Genomic DNA, 16,534 nt, shown 5'->3' with positions numbered 1-16,534 from the left:
GTCTCCTGGGCCGGTTCTCTCCGAGGCAACGCTAGAACACGGACCCGGGACGGGGAAGGCGTCAGCCGCGGTCCTGATTGAGTATGGCGACGGCGTGCAGCTCCGCGAACCGCTGGAACTCGTCGTCGTCCCACCCCTCGCGGCCCGTCGCGGCCGCCCACCCGTCGAGGATCTGATGATCGTAGAGGTGGCCGTAGCCCTGGGATCCGCCGACCGCGTTGCCGAGATCGGCCGTCACCTGGAAAAACGTGAGCACGGGCATGTAGAACATGCCGGGGTGGCGGCCCTTGCCCGGGGGCTCGGCGAGCCACGCGGGACGGTCGAACAGCAGATCCGGCGTCCACCACACGACCGGGTCGGTCGCGTGCTGGACGTAGAGCACGTGCGGCGGGATCCACGGGCTGTCGTCGTCGCGGAGCTCGGCCGGGTCCTCGGAGAAGCGCACCAGCAGGCCGTCGGCGTACACCGGCTCGGTGACCGGCGTGCCCGGGTCGCGGCGCTCGACCAGCGAGTGCCAGATGTGGTTGGAGTTGGGCGGGCCCATCCACAGCACGCCGTCCACGGTGGCGCGGATGTCCCGGATCCCCGAGAACGCCGCCTCCCCGGCCTGGGTGCCGAGACTCTCGCCATAGACGTAGAGTGCCGGCCGCGGCAGGTCAGGGGGCAGCGAGTCGCGCCACTCCACCACCGACTCGACGAGCGAGCGCCCGGCGGCCTCCGCCTTCTCGCGGTCGGCGAGGAATGAGATCCAGCTGGGCAGGAACGAGTACTGGGTGCCCACCGTCGCGACGTCACCGCCGGAGAGCAGTTCGATCGCCTGGGCGGCGTGCGGGTTGATCCACCCGGTGCCGGTGGTCGGCACGATCACGACGGACTCCCGCTCCCAGGCCCGCGTCCGGTCGAGCTCGGCCACCACGAGGTCGGAGCGCTCGTCGTCCGTGGGCGCGGACTCCAGGCCGGCGTAGGCCCGGATCGGCTCCTTCGCCTCCTCGCCGAGCAGCTCGCTCAGCGTCTCCCGGTCGACGCCGCCGCTGACGAACCGCCGGCCCTGCAGGCCCAGGTCCTCGAAGTCCACGAGTGAACCCGGGCCCCCTGACTTCTCGGGTTCGCGCGGCGGGCGGGCGTCGGGCAGGTCCTCGTTGTTCTGGGCGCTGAAAATCTGGTTGGCGGCGTCGAAGAAGAGGCGCGGCAGCACGCCCTGGACCATGCCCAGCAGCAGCGCGGCGGCCACCACGACCCCTGCCAGCCGGGCGGTGTACTCCCCGATCCCGAACCGGCGGCGCACCGCGCGGACGAAGGCCCGGTACGCCGCCCGGAGGCCCCGGGCGGCGATCAGCAGCGCGACGAAGAGACCCAGCGCGACCCACGGGATGCGCATGTAGTCCGCCCACGGTGGGCGCGGCGACTCGACGAGGTCGGAAACCTGGTCCTGCCAGCGGATCGCCGTGGCGGTGGCCGTGATGAGGTAGACGACCAATACGTACGGTGCGGACAGCCGCGCGAACGCCAGCAGGCGGTCCCCCAGCGCGGTGAGGTCGGGGTGCAGGCTGATGCGGGGCGCGACGACGCGCCGCCACAGGGTCCGGAGCGCCACGCCGACGCCGTAGCCGACCAGCATCGACACCCCCGTGACGATGCCCTGGTAGTGCCACGCCCGCGGCAGCAGCGACGGCATGAGTGAGACCCACGCCGCGAGCGCGGCGACGATGAGACCCGTGACGGAGGGCCGCCACCGATCCCACCACGTCCGCAGGACCTCGCCGACACTGCGCACCGCAGCTGTTCGGTTCACCGCAGCCGCTCGGCCCGGCGCGCTGCGGCCACGAGGTCCTCCGACATGCGCGCCAGTTCCGCCGGGTCCTCGCCCTCGGCGATCGCGGTCCGCAGGTCCTCGCACGCGCAGCGCAGCTGGAACATCCGGTCCATGAGGTCGGTGGACTCGGCCTCGGACAGCACGACCGTCCCCTCGGGCAGGTCCTGCATCCGTAGCGACCGGCGCTGCTCGTAGGCGCGCTGTCGGCACGAGCGACGGCAGTACCGCCGCCGCCGTCCGGTGCCGCCCTCGTCGACGGGCCGACCGCACCACGCGCAGGACGCCTCGCCCCGCCGGGGGGCGGGGGGCTCTGCCCGGACGTCGGAATCCACGGATGAAAGGGTACCCAGGTCGCCCCCGGGGTGGCCCGCGGCGTCGGGGCGTGGGAACATTTGGGGGTTCCTCTGGCGTTGATACGAGCAGGAACCACGCAGCGTCGTGTCGATCCGCAGAATTGACCGCAGCGCGGTGATGTGACCGCAGTGCTTTGACGCAGACGAACACGGCAGAAGGAGTTCGCATGGCAGATCGAGTCCTCAGGGGCAGCCGCCTCGGAGCGGTGAGCTACGAGACCGACCGGGACCACGACCTCGCGCCCCGCCGCATGGCCCGGTACCAGACGCCGAACGGCGAGGTCTACGAGGTGCCGTTCGCCGATGACGCCGAGATCCCCGGCACGTGGATGTGTAAGAACGGCCAGGAGGGCCAGCTCATCGACGGCCCCGCGGTCGAGGTGAAGAAGGGCAAGCCGCCGCGCACCCACTGGGACATGCTGCTCGAGCGGCGTTCCCTGGAGGAGCTCGAGGAGCTTCTCAAGGAGCGGATGGACCTGCTCAAGAAGCGGCGCCGCGCTGGCGCGCGCTGATCCACCCGGTGGCATGACGCCCCGGTCCCCTTCCGAGGGGGCCGGGGCGTCCGCCGTTGACGGGCGCGTCGGGCCCCCCGGGCGTTCGGGTCTCAGCGCCGGAGCAGGGCACGCAGCTGGGCGCGGCGCTTCTCCCAGCCCCAGCGGGCCACGTTGACGGCGGCTTCGCGGAAGATCGACTCGCTCATCTTGGAATGCCCCACGGTGCGCTCGGTGAAGGTGATGGGGACCTCCACCACACGCCGCCCGTTGTTCAGCAGCCGCCAGCTCATGTCGATCTGGAAGCAGTAGCCCTTGGACTCGATGGCGTCCAGGTCGAGTTCGGCCAGCGCGTCTGCGCGGTAGGCGCGGTAGCCGGCGGTGATGTCCTTGATGCCGACACCCAGCATGACGCGGGAGTAGATGTTGCCGCCGCGGGAGATGACGTGGCGCTGCCACGGCCAGTTGACCACGGAGCCGCCGGGGACGTAGCGGGACCCGATCGCCAGGTCGGCGCCGCCGTCCACGGCCTCGAGCATGGCGGGCAGTCGCTCGGGCGGATGACTGCCGTCGGCGTCCATCTCCACCAGCACCGTGTACCCGCGCTCGAGTCCCCAACGGAACCCGGCGATGTAGGCGGCGCCGAGGCCCTGCTTGCCGGTGCGGTGCAGGACCGAGATCCGGCCGCGCGGGTCGTCGGCGGCGAGACGGTCGGCGACCTCCCCGGTGCCGTCGGGGCTGTTGTCGTCGGCGATGAGGACCGACACGTCGGGGGCCGAGGCGAGCAGGCGCTCCACGACGCCGGGCAGGCTGTCCCGCTCGTCGTAGGTGGGGATGATCACCAGCGTGCGCCCGGAGGGCGCGCTGCCGCCCGGCGTCGTCGGTTCGGTCACTTACGTCTCCTCGTGTCGGGTCACGGGCCGTCGGCGGGTGTGGGCCAGCGCCCAGGCCAGTGCGACGAGCCCGACGAGGCAGCTCACCGCCTGCGGGACGCCGCCCAGTCGGGTTGCCACTGTACCGGCCCCGTCGACCTCGACCCGAGCCGCCAGCACCGCCGGCTCGAAGATGTCGGTCTCCTGCCGCACGTGCCCGTCGGGGCCGATGACGGCGCTCACACCGCTGGTCGCGGCGATGAGGACGGGCACGTTGTGCTCCACCGCGCGGACCCGGGACATGGCCAGTTGCTGGTACGTCATGGCCGAGTGGCCGAAGGTGGCGTTGTTGGTGGGGACGGTGAGGATCTGGGCGCCGCGCGACAGGGGTTCGCGGGCGGCGGCGTCGAACGCGATCTCGAAGCAGATCGCCACGCCCAGCTCGACCCCGTTCGCGGTGACCAGCCCGTCGCCGTCCCCGGGGACGAAGTGACCGGCGGCCTGCGCGATCGGGAAGAGCGCCTCGAACAGGACCCGCATCGGCAGCCACTCCCCGAAGGGCTGGATGTACTTCTTGTCGTGCCGGTCGGCGACCCGGTCGGAGCCGGCACCGCCGCCGACGTCGTCGCGGGCGTCCCAGACGAGGGTGGAGTTGGTGGCCTCGCGCCCCTGGCCCGTGGGCAGGACGGTGCCCACGAGGATCGGCGCGTCGAGGCGCCGGGACAGGGCACTGATCTGCGCGCCGGCGAGGCGGTCGTCGAGCGGCGAGATGTCGGAGGCGTTCTCCGGCCACAGCACGAGGTCGGGACGCGGGAGGGTGCCGGCCTCGACGTCGTCGGCGTACCCGGCCGTGACGTCGAGGTGGTTGTCGAGGACCGCGCGGCGCTGCGCGTTGAAGTCCAGGCCGAGGCGAGGGACGTTGCCCTGGATCACCGCGACCTCCACGGTGTCGGTGTGCTCCCCGCTCGGGGTGAGGGCGGCGCCGGCGACCAGACCCACCGCGATGAGCGGGACCGACAGGAGGCCGGCGGCCGCGCGGGCCCCTCGCCGTCCGCTGTCGGCGTCGCGGCGGAGCAGGAGGACGACGGCCACCCCGAGGGCCGCGCCGACGGCGGAGACGACGAACCCGAGCAGCGGCGTCCCGCCGAGCGAGGCCAGCGGCAGCAGGGGGCCGTCGGCCTGCCCGAACGCCAACCGGCCCCACGGGAAGCCTCCCCACGGCCAGGACGACCGGACCCACTCCCACACCGACCACCAGCCGGCCACGCCGAGCACCGCGCTGAGCGCGCGTGCGGCGGACCGCGGGCCGGGGTCGAGTCCGGCGCGCAGGATGACCACGGCGCCCGCGCCGAACGCGGCGAGGTAGAGGGCCTCGACCAGCGACAGGCCCCAGGAGGCGTAGGCGCCGACGTACATACCGACCCACGGGACCAACAGGAGGAAGAACGCCAGGCCGGAGACGAGGCCGAGGAGCGCGCCGGTGCGTGCCCGGGGCGGGTGGTCGCCGGAGGGGGCCAGGACGACGACGAGGAGCGCGATCGCGAGAACAGCGGTCCACCACAGACCGACCGGGGGGAACGAGGCGGCCAGTAGCGCGCCGGAGGCGGCCGCGAAGGCCAGCCTGGTCATGAGGGGCATCAGACCGCGGGGCCGGCGGGCAGGCCGTCCACGACGAGCGCGCGGAGGACGGGGTCCGGGCCGGTGAGGTCGGGCATGGGCGGCACCCCCGACCGCGGGTCGGTGGACCAGCGCTGGACGGCGTCGTCGGCCGCGACCACGACCAGCTCGCCCGTCTCCCAGCGCGCGAAGGTGGCGGGCGTACCCGGGGTGAGGGTGCCGGCCGCGCCGTCGCGGGCCCCGGAGGCGCGGCGGGCGCCCCGGGTGGTGGCGGTGAAGGCGGCGCGCGGGGACAGCCCCCGGCCGCCCTCGACGGTGGTCAGGGCGCGCAGGGCGTCCCACGGACGGACCTCGTCACCGGCCCGCGTCGACGCCGCCAGCGCGACGCCGGAGGCGGCGATGCGCACGAGATCGGTGCCCGTGAGGTCGTCGACGAGCGGACGCAGGAGGAGGACCGTACCGACGGCGGCGAGGGCGGCGAGGGTGTCGTCATCCGGGGCCGCCGCGCCGCCCGCCACCCCGCCGACGAGGACGGGGGTGCACCGGGCGACCGCGGGCCCGCCGAGTTCGTCGGCCAGGCGGGTGAGTTCCGCGGCGAGGTGCCTCGGGTCGGCGTCGGCCCCGAGGACCACCCGCTCCCCCGCGCGCACCCTCTCCTCGAGCACGGCAGGGTCGTCGAGAGCGTCCGGCCCGGGGCCCTCCGTCAGTACGGCGGGGACCACCCCGCGGGCGGCGGCGGCCGCGAGGTCGAGCCCGTCGGCGAGGCACTCGACGAACGCCGGGGCGACCCAGTCCCCCGCCAGGTCGACCCGCTCCGCGTCAGGGAAGAGGGCCGGACCCGGGGCGTCGGAACCGGCCCACACGATGAGGCCGTTCTCGTGCGCCAGCGCGGTGGCGTCTCGGGAGGCGGGCGTGAGGACGCGGCCCCCGGTGGCCAGGAATGCGGTCATGCGTCCGATTATCCCCGAGCGCGCCGGGGCGCCGGGCCCGCCCACCCCCCGTCACGCCACGGACCGCCGTCGGACCGCCGCCGTGCCCCCGAGCGCCGGTCCCCCTGCGACCGGGCCGGCCGATACTGTGGTCCGCCATGGACGACTCCGCCGCTGACCACCACCCCGGCCCCCGGGGCGTCTCCGCGACCACCGACGGCGACAGGGCCCGCCTGCACTTCCCCGGCGGCCGCCTGCGCCCCGCCGACTGGACCGCTCTGGCGGCCCTCGCGGCCGACCACGGCGGCGCCGTCCACACGGTCGCCGGCGGCGGACTCGAGCTCCGCGGGATCGCACCCGAACCGCCGGGAAGCGACCAGCGGGACGGCGACGGTCCCACCGTGCGCAGGCTCTGGGAGCGCGCCACGGATTCCGGCCTCCTGCCCCCGGGCGGTCCGCGCCGCCTGCCCGTCGTCCTGGCCTCGCCGCTGGCCGGCCTGCTCGACGGCCACCACGGCCTCGCCGACCTGCCCGACCGGCTCTCCGCGGCGCTGGCCGGTCACGCTGGGATCGACGCCCTCGCCGGCCGACTCCTGTTGGGGCTCGACGACGGCTCGGGAGACGTCCTGGCGCACTCCCCCGACCTGGCCGCCGTCGTCGACAGCACAGACGGCACCGCGCGGATCCACGTCGCCGGCCGGGAGGTCGCCGTCCGGGTCCGGCTCGACCACGCGGCGGTCGTCCTCGCGGACGTGGCAGCCCACCTCGCGCGCTCCGCGGGCCCGGCCGACGTGCCCGCGTCCGGGGAGGTGCACGACCTCGTCGTCGTCGCCCTGGACTCCCACCCGCTCACCACCACGGTCACCAGGGACGCCGGCGCGCGGGTCACGTCCCCCTCTACCCAGGTAGAGGGGCGGCTTGCGGCCGCTCCTCCGACGGTCGGGTGGGTCGACACCTCCGACGGGCTCGTCAGCCTCCTCGCCGTGGTCGCCGAGGGCGTCATCCCCGCGCGGCTCGCCGAGTTCCTCGGCGCCGTGGAGCGGCCAGGCACCGTCTCGGCGGACGGGGTGATCGGACTGCACGGGCTCACCGAGGGGATGGCCGAGCAGGTCGTGCGGGTGCTGGCGCCCATGGGGATGATCTTCGACGCGACCTCGCCCTGGGTGCCCGGCTCAGCGTGAACCGAACCGCCCCACCAGCCAGCGGGCGGCCTCGTCGACCGAGTGCACCGTCTCGGGGGCGGGCGGCGCCTCCGGCCGGTCGACCATCACCACCGGGATACGGAGGTCCCGGGCGGCCGCCAGCTTCGCCGCCGAACTGTCGCCGCCACTGTTGCGCGTGACGAGGACGTCGATCCGGTGCCGCGACATCAACGTCCGCTCGGAGTCCTCCCCGAACGGCCCGCGGTCGAGTACCAGCAGGTAGCGGTGCGGCAACGGTCCGGGCGGTGGCTCCGAGCAGCGGATGAGGTAGGAGCCGCGGGTGTCGCCGGCGAACTCGGACGCGCCCTGCTTGCCGACGGTGAGCATCGGGCGGCGGAACCGCTCGGCCACCACCTGCGCGGCGGCCCGCGTGTCGGGGACGCGGATCCACTCGTCGCCGGGGCGTTCGGCCCACGGCGGGCGGTGCAGCCGCAGCAGCGGAGTCCCCGTCTCCGTGGCGGCGTGGACCGCGTCGGTCGAGATCTCGTCGGCGAACGGGTCGGTCGCGTCGATCACCGCGCTCACCGCGTTCTCCCGCAGCCAGTGCGCCAGGCCCTCGGCGCCGCCGAACCCGCCGATACGGACCTCACCGCGGGGCAGCCGCGGGCGCGTGACCTTTCCGGCCAGCGCGGTCACCACGTCCAGACCGGCGGTCACCAGGAGATCGGCCAGCCGCCGCGCCTCGCCGGTGCCGCCGAGGACGAGGATGAGGCCCGGCTCGCCGGACGGCCCGCCGCTCGGCTCGCCGGACGGGGGCGTCGTCTGCGCCGTGACCGGGCTGTCGACGGTCGTGGGCGCGGTCGGCGCTGCGTGGCCGGCCACCGGGATCCCGGGCACGAGCTCCCACTCGATCTCCGCGGCGTCGAGAGCGCGCGTGTGCGCGGCCAGTGCGGAGTGCTGCGCCGGGTCCCCGGCGTAGAGCCGCACGACCCGGTCTCCGCGTTCCACCGCCTCGCGGATCCGCGCCGCAGCGTCTTCCGGCGGGAGATCGGTGGCGTCGACGACCCGGGCCGTCGGCGGGCACAACGACAACGCCGCGCCCACGTCGGAGTCGCACAGGCAGGTGCCGCTCATGGCGATCAGCCGGGACGCGCGGACAGTGAGCAGATCGACCGGTCCGGGGCCCGTGCCGACGAGGTGGACGGCCGGCGGGTCGGGACCCGGCCGTGGCGGAGCGCTCACCGCGGCATCCGCCTCCACACGGGCTGCGGTACGAGCCGCGCCACGGCGAACATGACCCGCAGCTGCCACGGGATCCACACGACCCCGGCCCGCCGCTCGAGCACCCGCTCGACCACCGCGTCCGCCACCTGGTCCGGTGTCGAGGAGAACGGCGCCGGGTCCATGCCCTCGGTCATCCGGCCGATGACGAACCCGGGGCGGGGGATCACCAGGGTGACGCCCGTGCCGTGCAGCGCATCTGCCATGCCGGAGGCGAAACCGTCCAGCCCCGCCTTCGCGGAACCGTAGACGTAGTTGGCGCGCCTGACCCGCTGCCCCGCCACAGACGAGAACGCCACCAGCACACCGGCCCGGCGCGGCTTCATCCGCTCGGCCAGCACCGTGAGCAACGCGGCCTGCGCCACGAAGTCGGTGTGCAGGATCCGGGCCGCGGCGCGGGAGTCGCGCTCGGCCACCTCCTGGTCGCCGAGGATCCCGAACGCCAGGACGGCGATGTCGATCGGCCCGACGCGGGACTCGATCCCGTCCACGACGGCCGCGTGCGCGTCGAGGTCGTCGGCGTCGAAGTCCACGAACTCCACGGCCGCCGCGCCGGCCTCGACGAGCGGGGCCTCGAGCGCGGACACGTCGCCCCCGGGTCGGCTCGCCAAGACGACCGTCCGGCCGGGTGCGAGGCGGTGGGCGACGGCGAGGCCGATCTCGCTGCGGCCACCGAAGACCACCACGACCTCTCCGCCGGACGCGGGCCGGGGCGACGGGGTTGCAGGTGTGGGCATGCGCCCAGTCTCCCACGCACACCTGCGCGCCCTGCGCCCAGTCGCTGTGGCAGGCTCGGCTGCATGGCGCACACCCTGGCAGAGCTCTCCGACGAGGCGCACCGGTTCCTGTCCGAGTACCACCTGGGATCGCTCACGACGCTCCGGCGCGACGGGTCCCCTCACGTCGTGGCGGTGGGCTTCACCGTGGACGTCGAGGGCGGGCTGGCGCGCGTGATCACCCGGCGCGGCTCCCAGAAGGCCCGCAACGCCGCCCGGGGCGGACGCGCCGCCGTCTCACACGTCGACCGCGGTCGGTGGCTCACCTTCGAGGGCACCGCCCGGCTGCTCGACGACCCCGACGCCGTCCGTGAGGGAGAGCGCCGGTACGCACTGCGCTACCGCGAGCCGACGCCGAACCCCGAGCGGGTGGTCGTGGCCATCGAAGTGGACCGCGTCCTGGGCTCGGCCCAGATGTTCACCGGCGCCTGACCTCGGTCGCTCGGAGGCTCGGTCGCTCTGGCTCGATCTCCGGGGGGTCGTGTACGGGGCGGGCGGCGATGCTGGGCGGCTGCAGGGCGGCCTTCGGGCGCAGCCGCACGCGAACATGGCGTCTCGCGCGCACCGCGCGGGGTGGGCGAGGCGCCAAGTTGAGGAGCGGCTGCGGTTCTCGCGTGCATCGACGGGAGCGAGACGCCAGGCCGGGGAGCGGATCCGGGAGCGGCTGGGCGGGCGTCAGCGGTCAGAGCACCCGCAGGCCGCGTTCCCCGGTGTTGAGGTCGCGCCGGCCGTCGGCGGTCACCGCGACGATGTCCTCAAGCCGTGCGCCCCACTGCCCGGGCCGGTAGATGCCCGGCTCCACCGAGAACGTCATCCCCTCCTCGAGCACGGTGTCGGCCCCGCGCATGACGAACGGCGGCTCGTGCAGCCCCAGCCCGATTCCGTGGCCGGTGCGGTGGATGAACAGCTCGCCCAGGCCGGCGGCGGCGAGGTGCTCGCGGGCCGCTGCGTCGACCTCGCCGATCGCGACGCCCGGACGCACGGCCTCGCGCGCCAACCGCTGCGCCTCCTGCAGGACCTCGTAGTTCTCGGCGACCTCGGCGGAGGGCTCCCCCATCGAGTACGTTCGCGTGCAGTCCGAGTGATACCCGCTGGGCAGTGGGCCGCCGATGTCCACCACCACGATGTCGCCGGACTCGATCACCCGGTCCGACACGCCGTGGTGCGGGTCAGCGCCGTGCGGGCCCGATCCCACTATCACGAACTCCGCGTGCGTGAGTCCCTCGGCCTCGATGGCCGCCGTGATGAGCTCGCCCGCCTGATCCTCCGTCCGGCCCACCCGGAGGAACTCCCCCATGCGTGCGTGCACGGCGTCGATACGGCGGGCCGCTTCGGCGAGCTGCTCCACCTCGTCGGGGGTCTTCACGGCCCGCACGTGGTCGATCACCTCCGAGGCGAGCACCACCTCGCCGTCGACGCCGTCACGGAGCGGCACCAGGTGCAGCGCCGGCAACGCGCTGGAGACCGCCACCCGCCCGGCGACCTTCCCCGCCACGAGCGGCACCGGGTCGGTCCCGTCGGACCACGGGTGGATCCCCGCGCCCACGCGCTCGGCGGCGCGACGAGTGACGTCGGTGAGCTCGAGCGCGGGCAGCACGAGCAGCGGCTCTCCGCCGGCGACGGGCACGACCAGCGCGGTGAGCCGCTCGTGGGAGTCCATGCGCTCGCCGGTGAGGTAGGACATGTCCTCGCCGGAGTACACCACCAGGTGGTCGATTCCGAGGGCGCCGGCGCGATCGCGGACGGCGGTCAGGCGACGGGAGTGGAGCTGCGGGTCGGGAGTGGTCATGCCCCCACACTAGGCGCGCGGCGGGCGGGGTCGCGGGAGACTAACCTGGCGGGCAGCGGACGCTCGTGACCCGCGATCAGCAGGACTCCCGGCCGGCATGACCCCTGACCGGCGTGATCCCCGACCCACAAGGAGGCGCGGTGTCCCAGGGCCCGCTCATGGTTCTCGACAGCGCCGGCCTGTGGTTCCGCGCGTTCCACTCCGTGCCCGAGAAGATCACCGGGCCCGACGGCGCCCCGGCCAACGCGGTGCGCGGGTTCTGCGACATGGTCGCCGTGCTGGTCGAGGAGTACTCGCCGACGGGCCTGGTGGCCGCCCTGGACCGGCAGTGGCGCCCTGACTGGCGGGTGGAGTTGCTGCCGTCGTACAAGGCGCACCGGGTGGGTGACGACGGCGAGGAGGACGCCCCCGAATCCCTGGGCCCGCAGGTCGGCGCGATCCGCGAGGTCCTCGGCGCCGCGGGCCTCGCCCAGGCCTGGGCGGAGGACGCGGAGGCCGATGACGTGCTGGCAGCGCTGTCCGCTCGCGATCGCGAGGTGCTGGTCGTCACGGGCGACCGCGACCTGTTCCAGCTGGCCTCGGCGACGACCACCGTCGTGTACGTGGGGGCCGGGATGAAGAAGCGGCTCGCGTACACCCCGCGGGTCGTGGCCGAGCGCTTCGACCTGCCGGCGGGCGACGACGCGCGGGCGTACGCGGACTACGCCGTGCTCGTCGGGGACGCCTCGGACGGACTGCCGGGCGTCGCGGGGATCGGCGCGAAGTCCGCTGCCACGCTGCTGCGCGAGTACGGAGACCTGGACGGGATCATCGCCGCCGCGGGCGACCCCGGTTCGGCGATGAGCGCCCGCCATCGGAAGGCGATCACCGAGGGCGCCGACTACCTCGCCGCGGCGCGCGGGGTGGTCCGGCTGGGCGGGCGCGCGTTCGACGTGCAGTTCGACGGCGACGTGGACGGCCGTCGCGGGCCGGTGGACACCGGGCGGATCGAGTCGCTGGGTGAGTCGACGGGCCAGGCGCGCGCGATCGGCCGACTGGTGGAGGCGACGGCGGTCCTCGACGAGGCCTGACCCGACTCCGGGCGGCCGTCGTCACCATGGTGGTGAACCGCGCGGTTCAACGCGACGGACGCGGCCCGCGGGTGGGCTCAGGCCATGTGGTCGAGTACGACGCCGCGGCGCAGTGATCCCACCGCCGAGCGGGCGGTCCGGGCGAGGTCCGGCTCGGCGACCTGGCCGACCTGAGCGAGCACATCCACCACGAGTCGCGCGGACCGGACGAAGTCTCCGGCCGTGAGCTCGACGCCCTCCTGCCACGACGCGGCGAGGATCGAGGCGAGCGCACCCCCTGAGACCCAGTGGTGCAGGACCGGCGCGAGCCCGGCGTCCAGGTCCGGGGTCGCGGGCAGCCGGTGTGCACGCTCCACCTCGGCGACGTCCACCGCGACCCGCTCGGTCTCGGCGAGGGCCGACCGCAGGACCTCGTCCGAGGGCTCGCGAATCGCCGAGTCGGTACGCGGGTGCGCGACGATGGTCGCGATCACGGCGGCGAGCCCGGGCGCGTCGAGACCCTGCCACACGCCGCGGCGCAGGCACTCGGCCACGAAGAGGTCCTGCTCAGTGTGCACCCCGGCGAGCAGGTGGCCCGCGTCGGTGGCACGCAGGACGCCGTCGACCTCCTCGAGGTAACCGAGATGGCGGAGCAGGTCGACGATCCGGCGGAACCGTCGGGCCAACGAGTCCGCGTCGGCGTCGACCTCGGCGGTGAGGCCGGCGACGTCGGCGTCGGCGCGGGCCCACCGGTCGTGCAGGCGGGCGAGCTTGTCGATCCGGGGGTCGTCGTGCAGCGGGTGCTGGCGCAGGGCCCGGCGGGCCGCTGCGATCCGCGGATCCTTGCGGACCGGCTTGCCGCCGGCGTTCTTCATGCGACCCTTGGCCTTGCCTCGCAGGTGCTCCATGCGCTGGACCAGCGCGCGCTTGGCCCTCCCGTCCAGCTTTCGGCGGCCCTTGGGCAGGTCCACGCGGCCCACCGGCACGGGCGGTGCCGCGAAGTCGTGTTGGCGCAGCCAACCGGTCCACCCGGTATCGGTGAGACAGAGCAACGCGGGGTCCGAGGGGATGTCGGTCCGCACCTGCAGCACTGTCGCGACCATGCCGAACCGCTTGCGGCCCACGGTGATGACGGAGCCCGCTGTCTGCTTGAGCATGGCCGACCGCACGGAGTCGAGCCGGTCGTCGCGCGTGGCCTTCTCGGACTTGCGCTCGAGCCTGCTCAGCTCGGCGCGCAGGCCCATGTACTCGTCGAGGTCCGCGTCTCCCCCGGCCTCCTCGAGCGAGGCGCGCATCCGGTCACGCTCGTCGGAGCGCCGTTCGATCGCGCGAGACCGCGATACCAGCGTGCGATCGGTCTGGAACTGGGCGAACGACCGTCCGATGAGGGACGTGGCCTCTTCCACTCCTAGTTGCTCGACGAGGTTGACGGCCATCGAGTAGTCGGGCGTGAAGGCGCTGTACAGCGGAAACCGCGGGGTGTCGACGAGCGCGGCCAGCGCGTCCAGGTCCAGGTCGGGTTGGTCCAGCACGACCGCCGTGCCCTTGGTGTCGATGCCGCGCCTGCCGGCACGCCCGGTGATCTGCGAGTACTCGGCGGACGTGAGCATCATGTGCGTGTCGCCGTTGAACTTGGTCGTCTTCTCGAGCACCACGGCGCGAGCCGGCATGTGGATCCCCAGCGCGAGCGTCTCGGTGGCGAAGACCACCTTGATCAACCCGGCCGAGAACAGTTCCTCGACGATCGTGCGGAACAGCGGCAGCATCCCCGCGTGGTGGGCGGCGAGTCCGTTGACCAGCCCGGCGCGGAACGCCGCGAAGTCGAGCGCGTCGAGGTCGGGTTGCGGGACCTGCGCGACCGCGGAGTCGACGTGCGAGGCGATGCGTCGGGCTTCCTCGTCGGTCGTGAGACGCAGCCGGGCCCGGCGCATCTGCGCGACCGCGCCGTCGCATCCCGCCCGCGAGAACACGAAGTAGATGGCGGGCAGGAGATGCTCGTCGTCGAGCCGCTCGATGACGTCCTGACGGCGGGCCCACTGCGCACGCGGGCGGGAGGCCATCCGCTCGTCGTGGTAACCGGACCGGGCCCGCCGGCGCTGGTCTGCGGCGGCGCGGACGGGGACGAGATCGCCGTCCGTGTAGAGCATGTGGGCCAGTGGCACGGGACGGTGCTCGGAGAGCACGACGGCGGTGTCGCCGCGGATCTCGGTGATCCAGTCCCCCAGCTCGTCGGTGTTGCTCAGCGTCGCGGACAACCCGACGAGCAGGACGGCCGGGTCGAGGGTGAGGATGATCTCCTCCCACACCACGCCCCGCGAGCGGTCGCCGAGGTAGTGGATCTCGTCCATCACCACGCAGTCGAGGTCGTGCAGTGCCGACGAGGCGCTGTAGATCATGTTGCGCAGCACCTCGGTGGTCATCACGACGACGGGTGCGTCCGCGTCGATCGAGTGGTCACCGGTGAGCAGGCCGACGTTCTCGGGCCCGAAGCGCTCGCGGAACTGCCGGAACTTCTGGTTGCTCAGCGCCTTGACCGGCGTGGTGTAGAAGCACCGTCCGCCGCCGGCGAGGGCGCGGTAGGCCGCGTACTCGCCGACAAGGGTCTTGCCGGACCCCGTCGGTGCGGACACGAGCAGGTTCCGGCCGGCGTCCAGGGCCGCGAAGGCCTCGAGCTGGAACGGATCGGGCGCGAAGCCCTCGCCGGAGAGGAATCCCTCCAGCAGGTCGTCGGGGTGGGTCTCGTCAGGTGATGTCATCATAGATCGAACCGCCACCGGCCGGGGCCTGGAGCGGTCGGGTGTCGCCGGGCGCGCGGGTACCGGATACGCCGGCACCGGCGGAGGGGGTGGGTCGGGTCAGTGGTTCGGGTCGTTCGAGCGGGCCGGTACCGCAGAGGCCGTCGGCGGGGGCGAGCGGGGAGGCGGACTCGTCGTCCACCTCGAGCCAGTCCTCGCGGGACTTCTTCTTGCGCTTGTCGTGCAGGCGGGCGAACTGGATGGCCGCCTCCACCAGGATGCACACGGCCACCGCGAGCGCGAGCATGGAGAACGGGTCCTGGCCGGGTGAGGCGACGGCGGCGAACACGAAGATGCCCATGATGATGCCGCGACGCGACCGGGCCAGTGTCTCGTAGGTCACGACACCCGCCACGTTGAGCATGGCGATGAGCAACGGGATCTCGAAGCTCACGCCGAAGATGAGGATGAGCTGGATGAGGAACGTGAAGTACTGCGTGCCGGACAGTGCCGTGGTCTGGACGTTGTCGCCGATCGAGAGCAGGAACTCCAACGCGTGGACGATCACGACGTACGCCAGGACCGCGCCGCCGATGAACAGGACCGCGGCCAGGATCGTGAAGACGATGCCGTAGCGCTTCTCGTTCTTGTGCAGGCCGGGTGTGATGAACGCCCACAGCTGATAGAGCCAGACCGGGCTGGCCAGGACGATGCCGGCGGTCGCGGCGACCTTGAGGCGGAGCATGAACTGCTCGAACGGTCCCGTGGCGAGCAGGCGGCACTCGTCGCCAGCGTCGCCCAGCTGGAGGCGGGCGCCGGGCGGGATGTCGCAGTAGGGGCCGGTGAGGATGCCGCCGAGCGACGGCACGCCCAGGAACCCGGTGCCGTACCACCAGAAGCCGAAGCCGAGCGTCACCACGATCGCGGCCATCGAGATGAGCAGGCGGGTCCGCAGCTCATAGATGTGCTCGATGAGCGGCATGGTGCCGTCGGGGTTACGCGGCCTGCGGCGTCGCTTGGACAGCAGGCGACCGGCGCCGCCCTGACGGATGGCGCCGGTGTCCGTGGTCCCGGGCTGTGTCATGGACGAGGCGGCCTACTGCCCCTGCGGACCCTGGCCGCCGTGGTACGGGGCGGTGGGGTCGGTGAACTGCTGCTGACCCTGCTGGGGCGCCGGCTGCTGGTAGGGCTGCTGCGGAGCCTGCGGGTACCCCTGGGCCGGGGACTGCCCCTGCTGCTGCCCCTGCGGCTGGTACTGCTGCGGAGCTTGCGGCTGGTACTGGTTCGCCTGCGGCTGCGCGTACTGGGCGGCGTTCGGCTGACCCTGGGTGAGCGCCTGCGGCTCCTGGTCCTCGGCCGGCTTGTCGTCGTTCTGCATCTCCTTGATCTCGGACTTGAAGATGCGCATCGACCGTCCGAGGCCGCGGGCGGCGTCCGGGAGCTTCTTCGAACCGAAGAGCAGGAGCACCACCGCGAGGACGATGAGCCAGTGCCAGATGCTCAACGCACCCATGTCAACCTCCGTTTGTCTGACAACGTTTCCATGCTAGCGCACCCGCCGCCGACGACGACAGCGCGCAAGCGAGCGAAACCCCCCGTGACCTCGTCGTTCATCGGGAATTCACGAGCTGGTCGCCGGGGTCGTCGCCCGCCTCGTATACGGCCAGTCCCTCGGCGGCACGGCGGG

15 protein-coding genes are annotated in these 16,534 nt (G+C 73.4%); 4 read left to right on the top strand and 11 right to left on the bottom strand.

Annotated elements, in window-relative coordinates:
- Positions 1-61: 61 nt before the first annotated feature.
- Together DPA01S_RS12950 and DPA01S_RS12945 are read right to left on the bottom strand one after the other, a co-directional pair.
- A complete protein-coding gene (locus DPA01S_RS12950) occupies positions 62-1,792 on the bottom strand; it encodes an alpha/beta hydrolase (RefSeq protein ID WP_232303147.1) in 1,731 nt (576 codons plus the stop codon).
- Entirely contained in the window at positions 1,789-2,205 is a 417-nt protein-coding gene (locus tag DPA01S_RS12945) for a hypothetical protein (protein WP_007633928.1), read from the bottom strand. The genes DPA01S_RS12950 and DPA01S_RS12945 overlap by 4 nt, the downstream gene beginning before the upstream one ends.
- A 128-nt stretch (positions 2,206-2,333) precedes the next feature.
- Between DPA01S_RS12945 and DPA01S_RS12940 the strand changes: the two genes are divergently transcribed.
- The gene (locus DPA01S_RS12940; RefSeq protein ID WP_007633930.1) at positions 2,334-2,678 is read left to right on the top strand and encodes an RNA polymerase-binding protein RbpA; all 345 of its coding nucleotides are present in this window, start codon (positions 2,334-2,336) and stop codon (positions 2,676-2,678) included.
- A 92-nt stretch (positions 2,679-2,770) separates the two neighbouring features.
- Here the strand turns inward: DPA01S_RS12940 and DPA01S_RS12935 are convergent, their stop codons facing one another.
- From DPA01S_RS12935 to DPA01S_RS12925, 3 genes are read right to left on the bottom strand one after another with little or no spacing between them, the layout of a single operon-like run.
- Entirely contained in the window at positions 2,771-3,550 is a 780-nt protein-coding gene (locus DPA01S_RS12935) for a polyprenol monophosphomannose synthase (protein WP_061916832.1), read from the bottom strand.
- A complete protein-coding gene (gene lnt / locus DPA01S_RS12930) occupies positions 3,551-5,158 on the bottom strand; it encodes an apolipoprotein N-acyltransferase (RefSeq protein WP_232303146.1) in 1,608 nt (535 codons plus the stop codon).
- Between the two features lie 8 nt (positions 5,159-5,166).
- Complete coding sequence (locus DPA01S_RS12925; RefSeq protein ID WP_061228737.1) at positions 5,167-6,096, bottom strand: hypothetical protein; 930 nt, start codon at positions 6,094-6,096, stop codon at positions 5,167-5,169.
- Between the two features lie 137 nt (positions 6,097-6,233).
- Between DPA01S_RS12925 and DPA01S_RS12920 the strand changes: the two genes are divergently transcribed.
- Entirely contained in the window at positions 6,234-7,256 is a 1,023-nt protein-coding gene (locus DPA01S_RS12920; RefSeq protein WP_061228736.1) for a ferredoxin-like domain-containing protein, read from the top strand.
- Here the strand turns inward: DPA01S_RS12920 and DPA01S_RS16410 are convergent.
- Together DPA01S_RS16410 and DPA01S_RS12910 are read right to left on the bottom strand one after the other, a co-directional pair.
- Positions 7,248-8,459 (bottom strand): cobalt-precorrin-6A reductase, encoded by a 1,212-nt coding sequence (locus tag DPA01S_RS16410; protein ID WP_232303145.1) that lies wholly within the window; start codon positions 8,457-8,459, stop codon positions 7,248-7,250. The genes DPA01S_RS12920 and DPA01S_RS16410 overlap by 9 nt on opposite strands.
- The gene (locus DPA01S_RS12910; RefSeq protein WP_061916828.1) at positions 8,456-9,235 is read right to left on the bottom strand and encodes an SDR family NAD(P)-dependent oxidoreductase; all 780 of its coding nucleotides are present in this window, start codon (positions 9,233-9,235) and stop codon (positions 8,456-8,458) included. Before DPA01S_RS12910 ends, DPA01S_RS16410 begins: the two co-directional genes overlap by 4 nt.
- Before the next feature lie 63 nt (positions 9,236-9,298).
- Here DPA01S_RS12910 and DPA01S_RS12905 point away from each other — a divergent pair, with 63 nt between their 5' ends.
- Complete coding sequence (locus DPA01S_RS12905) at positions 9,299-9,706, top strand: pyridoxamine 5'-phosphate oxidase family protein (protein WP_061228734.1); 408 nt, start codon at positions 9,299-9,301, stop codon at positions 9,704-9,706.
- A gap of 250 nt (positions 9,707-9,956) precedes the next feature.
- Here DPA01S_RS12905 and DPA01S_RS12900 read toward each other — a convergent pair whose 3' ends face one another.
- Positions 9,957-11,063 carry a M24 family metallopeptidase gene (locus DPA01S_RS12900; protein ID WP_061916825.1) on the bottom strand — a complete coding sequence of 369 codons (1,107 nt, stop codon included), beginning with the start codon at positions 11,061-11,063 and terminating at the stop codon, positions 9,957-9,959.
- 140 nt (positions 11,064-11,203) lie between these two features.
- On the opposite strand from DPA01S_RS12900, the gene DPA01S_RS12895 reads away from it, so the two are divergent.
- Positions 11,204-12,133 (top strand): 5'-3' exonuclease, encoded by a 930-nt coding sequence (locus DPA01S_RS12895; RefSeq protein ID WP_061916822.1) that lies wholly within the window; start codon positions 11,204-11,206, stop codon positions 12,131-12,133.
- Positions 12,134-12,210: 77 nt separating this feature from the next.
- On the opposite strand, the gene DPA01S_RS12890 is transcribed toward DPA01S_RS12895, so the two are convergent.
- The 3 genes from DPA01S_RS12890 to tatA all read right to left on the bottom strand — a co-directional run bounded on the left by DPA01S_RS12890 (position 12,211) and on the right by tatA (position 16,360).
- Positions 12,211-14,871 (bottom strand): DEAD/DEAH box helicase, encoded by a 2,661-nt coding sequence (locus tag DPA01S_RS12890; protein ID WP_061916819.1) that lies wholly within the window; start codon positions 14,869-14,871, stop codon positions 12,211-12,213.
- A complete protein-coding gene (gene tatC, locus DPA01S_RS12885) occupies positions 14,855-15,829 on the bottom strand; it encodes a twin-arginine translocase subunit TatC (RefSeq protein ID WP_232303148.1) in 975 nt (324 codons plus the stop codon). The genes DPA01S_RS12890 and tatC overlap by 17 nt, the downstream gene beginning before the upstream one ends.
- 114 nt (positions 15,830-15,943) lie before the next feature.
- Positions 15,944-16,360, bottom strand: coding sequence for a Sec-independent protein translocase subunit TatA (gene tatA / locus DPA01S_RS12880; protein ID WP_061916814.1), 417 nt, complete (start codon positions 16,358-16,360; stop codon positions 15,944-15,946).
- Positions 16,361-16,534 lie beyond the last annotated feature (174 nt).

Source organism: Dietzia papillomatosis NBRC 105045, assembly GCF_001570845.1.
Lineage (GTDB): Bacteria > Actinomycetota > Actinomycetes > Mycobacteriales > Mycobacteriaceae > Dietzia > Dietzia cinnamea.
This window is presented reverse-complemented; position numbering and strand designations above follow the sequence as displayed.

Coding starts and splice junctions, on each gene's coding strand:
- DPA01S_RS12925 (WP_061228737.1), bottom strand. CDS start 6,096: ATGACCGCATTCCTGGCCACCGGGGGCCGCGTCCTCACGCCCGCCTCC.
- DPA01S_RS12890 (WP_061916819.1), bottom strand. CDS start 14,871: ATGATGACATCACCTGACGAGACCCACCCCGACGACCTGCTGGAGGGA.
- lnt (WP_232303146.1), bottom strand. CDS start 5,158: ATGACCAGGCTGGCCTTCGCGGCCGCCTCCGGCGCGCTACTGGCCGCC.
- DPA01S_RS12920 (WP_061228736.1), top strand. CDS start 6,234: ATGGACGACTCCGCCGCTGACCACCACCCCGGCCCCCGGGGCGTCTCC.
- DPA01S_RS12910 (WP_061916828.1), bottom strand. CDS start 9,235: ATGCCCACACCTGCAACCCCGTCGCCCCGGCCCGCGTCCGGCGGAGAG.
- DPA01S_RS12945 (WP_007633928.1), bottom strand. CDS start 2,205: ATGTTCCCACGCCCCGACGCCGCGGGCCACCCCGGGGGCGACCTGGGT.
- DPA01S_RS12900 (WP_061916825.1), bottom strand. CDS start 11,063: ATGACCACTCCCGACCCGCAGCTCCACTCCCGTCGCCTGACCGCCGTC.
- tatC (WP_232303148.1), bottom strand. CDS start 15,829: ATGCCGCTCATCGAGCACATCTATGAGCTGCGGACCCGCCTGCTCATC.
- DPA01S_RS12905 (WP_061228734.1), top strand. CDS start 9,299: ATGGCGCACACCCTGGCAGAGCTCTCCGACGAGGCGCACCGGTTCCTG.
- DPA01S_RS12940 (WP_007633930.1), top strand. CDS start 2,334: ATGGCAGATCGAGTCCTCAGGGGCAGCCGCCTCGGAGCGGTGAGCTAC.
- tatA (WP_061916814.1), bottom strand. CDS start 16,360: ATGGGTGCGTTGAGCATCTGGCACTGGCTCATCGTCCTCGCGGTGGTG.